Source organism: Oceanisphaera sp. (assembly GCF_052084945.1).
Classification (GTDB): domain Bacteria; phylum Pseudomonadota; class Gammaproteobacteria; order Enterobacterales; family Aeromonadaceae; genus Oceanimonas.
In genome coordinates this window covers 8822-18239 of record NZ_JBQDEX010000049.1, presented here as the reverse complement: position 1 = coordinate 18239, position 9418 = coordinate 8822, and the positions used below count along the sequence as shown (strand labels likewise).

8 protein-coding genes are annotated in these 9418 nt (G+C 49.1%); all 8 read left to right on the top strand.

What is annotated here, in order from left to right; translation table 11 throughout:
- The first annotated feature begins 454 nt into the window (after positions 1-454).
- Complete coding sequence (locus ACTHY5_RS06380) at positions 455-1489, top strand: sensor histidine kinase (protein ID WP_441877888.1); 1035 nt, start codon at positions 455-457, stop codon at positions 1487-1489.
- 274 nt (positions 1490-1763) lie between these two features.
- Positions 1764-3158 carry a sigma-54-dependent transcriptional regulator gene (locus ACTHY5_RS06375; protein WP_441877886.1) on the top strand — a complete coding sequence of 465 codons (1395 nt, stop codon included), beginning with the start codon at positions 1764-1766 and terminating at the stop codon, positions 3156-3158.
- A 446-nt stretch (positions 3159-3604) separates the two neighbouring features.
- Entirely contained in the window at positions 3605-3919 is a 315-nt protein-coding gene (fliE, locus tag ACTHY5_RS06370; protein ID WP_441877884.1) for a flagellar hook-basal body complex protein FliE, read from the top strand.
- Between the two features lie 11 nt (positions 3920-3930).
- A complete protein-coding gene (fliF, locus tag ACTHY5_RS06365; protein WP_441877882.1) occupies positions 3931-5640 on the top strand; it encodes a flagellar basal-body MS-ring/collar protein FliF in 1710 nt (569 codons plus the stop codon).
- The gene (fliG, locus tag ACTHY5_RS06360; RefSeq protein ID WP_441877880.1) at positions 5633-6679 is read left to right on the top strand and encodes a flagellar motor switch protein FliG; all 1047 of its coding nucleotides are present in this window, start codon (positions 5633-5635) and stop codon (positions 6677-6679) included. Before fliF ends, fliG begins: the two co-directional genes overlap by 8 nt.
- Positions 6676-7494, top strand: coding sequence for a flagellar assembly protein FliH (fliH, locus tag ACTHY5_RS06355; RefSeq protein ID WP_441877879.1), 819 nt, complete (start codon positions 6676-6678; stop codon positions 7492-7494). The genes fliG and fliH overlap by 4 nt, the downstream gene beginning before the upstream one ends.
- Positions 7481-8821 carry a flagellar protein export ATPase FliI gene (fliI, locus tag ACTHY5_RS06350; protein WP_441877877.1) on the top strand — a complete coding sequence of 447 codons (1341 nt, stop codon included), beginning with the start codon at positions 7481-7483 and terminating at the stop codon, positions 8819-8821. Before fliH ends, fliI begins: the two co-directional genes overlap by 14 nt.
- A 220-nt stretch (positions 8822-9041) precedes the next feature.
- The coding region (fliJ, locus tag ACTHY5_RS06345; protein WP_441877875.1) for a flagellar export protein FliJ at positions 9042-9418 on the top strand (377 nt) is incomplete at its 3' end.

Here is a 9418-nt window from a genome sequence, read left to right as displayed (position 1 = left end):
ATGGATTGCCGCGTCGCTGCGCTCCTCGCAATGACGGCTCAGGGCAGCGCCCGGCGCCTAGCGCCAGGCTTTAAGACAAACCCAGAGCTTGGGTCATTGCGAGCGTAGCGCGGCAATCCATTTTGCAGGAATGCGCTACGGCTGACGCTGCACGCCGTACGTTAAAGAAAACAGGCAGCGCCTAGCGCCAAGCTTTAAGACAAATCCAAAGCGCCGTTTGTTTTGGTATGGTGCTGTGTTTTATGTAGGGGCGAATTTATTCGCACAAGTTTGAAAAATAGCGCCAAGTTTAAATATAAAAACGAGATACCGGGGCAAGCCCGGTAAGACGGGCTAAACACCGTACCCAGTCAGACGGGCTAAACACTGTATAGTGCTTAGCGCTACCTCATGCACTGCGCTTTTGTTTTTCTGACAGCTGATAGCTTCCCAAAGGGATTGGCATGCTTATTGAATGATCAGAATATTATTCTTTTATTGTTTGCGTGCCATGACTGTTGATACTCCTGCGGCTTTAAGTATGACCGCCTTAGTGAATGCTATGCCCAGTGGTGTGGTGTGGTTGGATGGCAAAGGGCGGGTGGCCTTGGTCAACCCAGCAGCGCAAAGTATGCTGGGCGAGCCTTTGCTGGGGCTGGCATGGCCAGAGGTTATTAAACGGGTATTTGCCCCGCAACCTGATGATGGCTTACAGGTGTCACTTAAAGATGGGCGGCGTATTCAGCTGGCTATTTCTCATATTGAAGGTCAGCCCGGCCAACTTATTCAACTCACCGATATGACCCCTACCCGTGAATGGGTTGATCAGCAAAGTCATGCCCAGCGCTTAGCGGCATTGGGGCAAATGGCGGCGACCTTGGCCCATCAAATTCGTACTCCTTTGTCTGCGGCCATGCTCTATGGCGCCAATTTGGCGGCACCGCACCTTAATCACAGTCAGCGTGAGCTGTTTCAACAGCGGCTGGTGGCGCGGCTACATGATATCGAGCGTCAAATAAGCGACGTTTTATTATTTGCGCGGCCAGAGCAAGCGGCGTTAGCCGATAATATTGACGTAAGTGTGTTACTGACTGACAGTGTAGAAGCGGCGAGCCCTTTGTTGGCTAGTAAGGGGGCAAGCATTTGTCTTACCGGGGTAAGTGAGGCGGGTGTTGAGCCAGTTTGCGTGTTAGGTAATGCCCATGCCTTAAAAGGTATTATGTTGAACCTGCTAGAAAACGGGGCGCAAGCAGGAGCAACTAAGTTGAATGTGCAGTTATTAAGCCAGGATAAGGAAGTAGAGATTCGGGTACAAGATAACGGTAAAGGCATGGATGATGCTGTGCTAAATAAAGTGTTTACCCCATTTTTTACTACGCGTAGCCAAGGCACTGGCTTAGGGTTAGCTGCGTTAATGGCAGTGATGCGCGCCCACCAAGGCCGAGTGTCGGTGCAGTCTGAGTTAGGTAAAGGCAGTTGTTTTAGCCTGTGGTTGCCTTGCAGCACCTAGCACCCAGCTAAATATAAGATTAAAAATTTTTGCCACGGAATATTTGAAGGGCAATGTTGAATTTTGAATGAAGTGCAAAAGATAAAACTTGGATTGCCGCGCTTCGCTCGCAAAGACGACAAAACGGGACCGTGTACTTAGAAAAAACGTAATTGCTGTTATGGGGTTGGCCCTTACCATTAAACGTTTCGTTCTTATGTTGAGTTTTTGTGGATTTAGCGGATTCCGTTGCAAAGAGGTTTTAGGTTTGGTGTTAGACATTAAGGACACTTTTATGAGCAATGATGTAGCGCCCAGTGTGGTGGATATATTAATTGTTGAAGACGATGCCGGTTTGCAAGAAGCACTGCAAGACACCTTGTTGTTAGCTGGTTATACGTGTACCGCACTAAGCAGTGCCGAAGATGCTATTGTGTATTTGCAACACAATGCCGCTAAGTTAGTGATTACTGATGTGCAAATGGCGGGCATGGATGGCTTGGGGTTATTGGAGTGGATTAATCGGCGTATTCCGGGGTTACCTGTGCTGGTGATTACAGCTTATGCTCAGGTGTCGGGGGCGGTATCGGCGATTCGGGCCGGTGCAGTAGATTATTTAGCTAAACCCTTTACGCCTGACGCTTTGCAAGCTGTGGTGTCACGTTATTTAACGCAAGATCATGAGCGCGAAGGTGACCCCATAGTAGGTGATGCCAGCAGCATTCAGCTATTACAATTGGCGACACGAGTGGCAGAGTCTGAGGCCAGCGTGATGATCAGTGGCCCTAGCGGCACGGGTAAAGAGGTGCTGGCGCGCTTTATCCATCAAAAGTCAGCGCGGGCTAAGGCGGCATTTGTAGCCATTAACTGTGCGGCTATTCCTGATAATATGTTAGAAGCCACGCTGTTTGGCTATGAAAAGGGGGCTTTTACCGGAGCGGTGCAGGCGAACCCGGGGAAGTTTGAGCAAGCCCATGGCGGCACCCTGTTGTTAGATGAAATTACCGAAATGGATTTAAGCTTGCAGGCTAAGTTGCTGCGAGTGCTACAAGAGCGAGAAGTCGAGCGCTTAGGTGGTCGTAAAACTATCCAGCTGGATGTTCGCGTTTTGGCCACCAGTAACCGAGACTTGCGCCAAGCAGTCACCGATGGCCATTTTCGAGAGGATTTGTATTATCGGTTAAATGTATTTCCACTACATTGGCCAGCCTTAGTTGAGCGCCCTGGCGATATTGTGCCGTTAGCCGAGTATTTGCTGCAGCGTCATGCCAAAGAGTTAGGCCGTGGGCCATTACAACTAAACGCACAAGCCAAGGCGCGTTTGCAGGCGTGGCACTGGCCGGGCAATGTGCGTGAGCTGGGCAATGTTATTCAGCGAGCACTTATTTTAGCGCAGGGGCATGACATTGCCGCCGCCGATATTTTACTGGATGATGCCGGTGTGCCGGCACCTGCTGCTAGTCAGCCCCCGCCCAGCTCACCAGTACCTGAGCATAAAGACGGTATGCAGCCAGTGGGTGAAGAGCAAAGCTTAGGTCGTGAGTTGGTAAGCCAAGAGCAGCAAATTATTTTAAATGCTTTGCAAACATACGGTGGCAGCCGCCAAGAAGTGGCAGACAAGTTAGGCATTAGCCCCCGAACCTTGCGTTATAAGCTGGCACGTATGCGCGAAGCTGGGGTAGAGGTTTAAGGGCAGCGCCGAGCGCCAAGCGCCCAGGACCAAGCTTACCCCTTTAGGGTAGCTGTCAGTTAAAGAATACAGCGGTTGGCGTAAAACGTATAGAAAGCCGGAAGCTGGAAGCGCTAAGCTATACAAAAACACTGCGGTACCTTTATTGTCGGTTTTACTTCCGGTTTCAAGCTTATTACTGTCTGTTAGATGGATTGCCGCGTCGCTGCGCTCCTCGCAATGACGGCTAAGCCCCTTCGGAGAGCTGTCAGTTAAAGAATACGCGCCGAGCTAGACTATAAACAGCGGTTTTGATTTTTTCGTACAGCATTCGGCTGCTTGCTTGGTGCTTGGCGCTAAATTTTCTTCACTATTTATTTTGTGCGCTTGTATATATACTGGCCTATTGTTTGCATTAACTATATTGCGATTATACTTTTTGCTTAATTTTAAGGGGATTGTTAACCATGGATGTAAAAGCTTCGGCCTTAATATCTGAAATGCAGGCGATGCAAAGCGAGCTGCAACCCTTAGCACCGGCTAATGATATTGCACAAAAACAAGATTTTTCTGCAGTATTAACCCAAGCGGTGAATAATGTGAATGCCTTGCAACACACCACGGGTGATTTGCGTAACCGCTTTGAAATGGGCGATGAAAGCGTGAGCTTAGAAAATGTGATGATTGCCGGTCAAAAGTCGAGCTTGGCTTTTGATGCAACCGTACAGGTGCGCAATAAAGTAGTAGAAGCGTACAAAACTATTATGAATATGCCGGTATAAGGATCTGATTGGTGGCTGATAATCCGTTGGTTGATACCGACAAATCTGCAGTAGCCACCAGCGAGGCCAACTCACTGGAGGCAGAAGAGCAAAAAAGCACTCCATTGGCTTTGCTGGGTAACACAGATGTGTTACGCCAAGTAATTATAGTGCTGGCGCTAGCAATTTGTTTAGCGCTGGCGGTTTTTCTATTGATGTGGGGCAAAGAGCCCGAAATGCGCCCCTTGGGTGTGTATAACAATCAAGAGCTGATTGAAACACTCGATTTTTTAGACGCGCAAAAAGTCGATTATCAAATTGATGGCAGCACAGTATTAGTACGTGCCGATGAGTTTTCTGATATTCAACTTAATTTACGTCGCTCGGGGTTAGATCAAGCCCCGCCCGAAGGCGACTCTATTTTACTATCAGATCCGGGCTTTGGTATTAGCCAACGCCTTGAGCGTGAACGCCTTAACTTAAGCCGCGAGCGTCAATTATCCCGTGTGATTGAGCAATATAACAGTGTGAGTAAGGCGCAAGTCTTGTTGGCTATTCCGCGCGAGAATGTGTTTGTACGTGATAAGCGCCAACCCAGCGCTACTGTGTTATTGAACTTGCGTCGTGGCAGTACGCTGCGCCAAGAAGAAGTGGACTCTATTGTTGATACCGTGGCCTCTGCGGTAGCCGAAATGTCTCCCGATAAAGTCACTGTGACGGATCAAAACGGACGCTTATTAAATTCAGGCTCACAAGATCCATTATCGGCCCGTACTCGTCGAGAATTTGAATTACAGCAGAAGCAAGAACGAGAATACCGACAAAAAATTGACTCTATTTTAAGTCCAGTGTTGGGTTTGGGTAATTATACGGCTGAAGTGGACTTGCGGCTCGACTTTACTCGTAAAGAACAAACCGTAAAAACCTTTAACCCTGACTTGCCCGCTGTGCGTTCAGAAATGGTGATGGAAGATAATACCTCTGGCTTGGGCGCTTTGGGTATTCCGGGGGCATTAACCAACCAACCGCCGGGTGAGTCGGATATTCCTGAAGACGCCACAGGGTTAACCGCGCAAGAAAAACGCCGTAACGAGCGCTCGCGCAAAGAGGCGACCCGTAACTTTGAGCTAGACACTACGATTAGCCATAGCCAAAGCTCGACTGGGGATATTCGCCGACTAACAGTGTCGGTGGCAGTAGATCATAAAACCATTACCAATGAAGATGGCACCACAGAGCGGGTGGCATTAAGCCAAGAAGAGCTAACGCGCATTGACCGTTTGTTGCGCGGGGGCTTAGGCTTTGATGTTAGCCGAGGCGATGCCATAGAAGTGGTAGCAGTGCCCTTTAATCGTCCGGTAATGGATGATGTTTCGGGCATCCCTTTTTATGAAAAAGCCTGGTTCTTACATCTGTTGCGCATCTTAGGTGCGGTGATTGTATTAGTGGTGCTGTTGCTTACCTTAGTGCGCCCCATGGTAAAACGCTTGCTAGGTACAGAAGAACTGCCAGAAGATGTGGATTTAGATGGGCAAAATGCCTTAATGGGCAGTGATGATTTAACCTTGCTAGCCCAGCAAGCTGAGCAAGATGAAGGTATGTTTGGTATGCGCGAAGGTCGCCTGCAGCTGCCTGATCTAAATAAAGATGAAGATGTATTGTCGGCTATTCGCGCCTTGGTAGCCAACGAGCCCGATTTAGCGGCACAAGTAGTAAGAGATTGGGTGAAGATGGATGAGTGATACCGAACAGCTAATGGTGACCGAAGATCAGCGCAAGCTGCTTGATAAAATGACCGGCACCGAAAAGGCAGCTTTGTTAATGTTAAGTTTGCGTGAAGAAGATGCCGCGCAAATTTTTCGCCATCTTGACCCTAAACAGGTGCAGCGTTTAGGGATGAAAATGGCGGCGGTGGGTGATTTTGGCCCCGATAGAGTGGGGGCGGTACACCGTTTATTTATTGAAGATATTCAGCGCTTTACCAAAATTGGAGTGGGCAGCCAAGACTTTGTGCGTAATGCCTTGGTAGCAGCTTTGGGTGAAGATAAAGCCGGGCGTTTGGTTGACCAAATTTCGGCTGGTGCAGGCTCGCGCGGCTTAGACTCATTAAAATGGATGGACGCGCGACAAGTGGCGGGCATTATTTTAAACGAGCACCCGCAAATTCAAACCATAGTGTTGTCGTACCTTGATCCGGAGCAAGCCGCCGAAATATTGCAATTATTTGCTGAGCCTGTGCGCCTTGATTTGGTAATGCGTATTGCCGAGCTTGAAGAAGTGCAACCTGCGGCCTTGCAAGAACTGAACGATATTATGGAAAAACAATTTGCCGGCCAAAGTGGTGCTAAGGCGGCGAAAATGGGCGGCCTAAAAGCGGCGGCCAATATTATGAACTACTTGGATACCTCGGTAGAAGGGGTGCTGATGGACTCTATTCGTGATGAAGACGAAGAAATGAGCATGAAGATCCAAGACTTAATGTTTGTGTTTGAAAACTTGATTGATGTGGACGACCGTGGCGTGCAGATGCTGCTGCGTGAAGTGGGCGGCGAGCTGTTACAGCGTGCATTGAAAGGGGCCGATGATCAGCTTAAAGATAAGTTCTTAAACAATATGTCTAAGCGTGCTGCTGAGTTATTGCAAGATGACCTAGAGGCCATGGGGCCGGTACGGGTGAGTGATGTAGAGCTGGCACAAAAAGAGATTTTAGCCATTGCCCGCCGCTTAGCTGATAGTGGTGATTTGATGTTAGCTAAAGGCGGCGGAGACGACTTTGTATGAGTCGTTATACTTATGGCCCTAAACCAGGGCGAGTACCGGCGGGCCCCGATGCAGGGACTGAGTCAGAAAATTGGCCTTGGCCAGATATGTCATCCACTAAGCAAGCAGCACCAGAACCTCAGGCGCTTAATATTAAGCGCGCTGTGGTATTGCCAGATCCTGAGCCTGAACAAGTTGAAACCGAGCCCGAACCATTAACTGCAGAAGCGTTAGAAGAAATACGCCAAGCCGCCTACGAAGAAGGCTTTGCAGAGGGTAAACAAGAAGGCATTAGTGCCGGGCAAGAAGAAGGGCGCTTAACTGGCTTGCAACAAGGCCACGAGGCTGGCTTAGAGCAAGGAAAAGCCGAAGGTTTGGCTGAAGGGCAGGCAGATATACAGCAACAAAGTGAACAGTGGCAAGCCTTGCTTGAACAACTACAAGAGCCTTTGGCTAAGGTAGATAAAGTGGTTGAGCAAAGCTTAGTGACTATCGCCTTAGAGCTTGCGCGTAACTTATTAAAGGCTGAGTCTAGCGCCTCGCCGCAGCTGTTGCTGGCCACAGTGCAAGAAGCGATGTCGGCACTGCCTGAGAGCGATAGTGAGGTGACCTTATATTTACATCCAGAAGATGTGGCCATTATTGAAGCGCACTTTGATGATGCCAGTCGTGAGCAGCGCCATTGGCGGTTAATGAGTGAGCCCAGCCAAGCCCGAGGTGATGTGCGAGTGAAAACGGGCTTGTCTGAATTAGACGTCAGCTTGGCAAAGCGTGTTGATGACTTAATGGCCAACTTTATGAAGGCTAATTGGGCGCGTTTTCATGACGATCCTTAAGCGCTTAAAGACCTACAATACCCAAGGGCTAGCACCGGCAATGTCGGCCAGTGGCAAGCTAACCCGAGTGGTGGGGCTAACTTTAGAAGCGGTTGGCTGCACTGCAGCGGTAGGCAGTTTGTGTAAAATTCAGACCCAATTTGGTGATATGGATGCCGAAGTGGTGGGTTTTTCTGACGACAAACTATTTTTAATGCCCAGTGAGTCACTTAAAGGGGTGATTCCGGGGGCGCGCGTTACCCCGGTTGGCGAAAGTGCGGGTATTCCGGTGGGCATGGAGCTGTTAGGTCGGGTGATTGACGGTATTGGTCAGCCGCTTGATGGCCTGGGCCCCTTGGTCACCAGTAAAAATGCCAGCTTTAGTGCCGAGCGCATTAATCCTATGTCTCGTAAACCCATTAGAGAGCCGATGGACGTGGGGGTGCGCGCCATTAATGCGTTAATTACCGTCGGCCAAGGCCAGCGTATGGGCTTGTTTGCTGGTTCTGGGGTGGGTAAAAGTGTGCTGTTAGGCATGATGACCCGCGGCGCCAAAGCCGATGTGGTGATTGTGGGGCTAATTGGTGAGCGTGGCCGCGAAGTAAAAGAATTTATTGATGAAATTTTAGGGGATGAAGGGCGCGCTCGCTCTGTGGTGGTGGCCGCCCCCGCCGATTCCTCTCCTTTGATGCGTTTAAAGGGCTGCGAAACGGCACTGACCTTGGCCGAGTATTTTAGAGACCAAGGCTTAAGCGTGCTGCTGTTAATGGACTCATTAACACGTTATGCCCAAGCCCAGCGGGAAATTGCTTTGGCCGTAGGTGAGCCTCCAGCCAGTAAAGGGTATCCGCCGTCAGTGTTTGCTCGCCTGCCAGCCCTTGTTGAGCGGGCCGGTAATGGTAATGAGCACGCCGGTCAGGGGGGGATTACTGCCTTTTTTACGGTGTTAACCGAAGGTGATGACTTGCAAGACCCGATTGCCGATGCGTCTCGGGCGATTTTAGATGGCCATATTGTGCTGTCGCGCCAATTGGCAGACAGCGGGCATTATCCAGCTATTGATATTGAAAAGTCTATTAGTCGAGTAATGACGTCTGTGACGACAGACCAACATCAAAAGCAGGCCAGAGCGGTTAAACAAAGCTATGCCTTGTATCAGCAAAATCATGACCTCATTAACCTTGGCGCATATCAGTCGGGCGCCGACCCGCGTATTGATATGGCCATTTTGATGCGCCCACGCCTAGATAGCTTTTTAACGCAAAGCATGACAGACGTAGTGGAAATGCCGATGTGTTTAACTGACTTGGCCACAGTAAGCGCTCCGCTACTGCAAGCTCAGCAATAATCGCCCCTTTGGGCCGCTGTTAGCTTTAAGCTAGTTTTGCCACTGAATATAGATTGATCTTAATAAAGAGTACTCATCTCTGGTTGTTTGCTTTAGGTAATGTATTACTAATAAAAAACTTTTCAGATTTAGTCTTTATTTTTTTATGTATTTTGTGGCTAAAATAGCTCTGGGTGGGTTTTATACTTTTACAGCTTACTGCTGTGTTTAAGGTTAACTTATGAGTAAAGCATTACACTTGTTGCTTGACCAGCTGGATGATAAAGAGCGTAAAGCGGTAGCCGACTTAGGGGCTGCGCAGTTGCAGTTACAGCAATTAGAGCAACAGCAACAAATGTTAAGTCAGTATCAGCGTAACTACAGTGAGCAGTTTCAACAACGTGGGCGTGAGGGGTTGTCTTCTCACGAGTTTGGGCATTTTCAGGGTTTTATTAATAAGTTGGAATTAGCCCAAGAGCAGCAGCAAGATGGTTTAAAACAAGCGCGAGAGCAATTAGAGAAAACCCGCACCGATTGGTTAGCTGTGCGTGCACGCAAACAGGCGATTGAAAAACTGTTAGAGCGCGAAGCTGAGCGCGAGCAAATTGAAAGCAATCG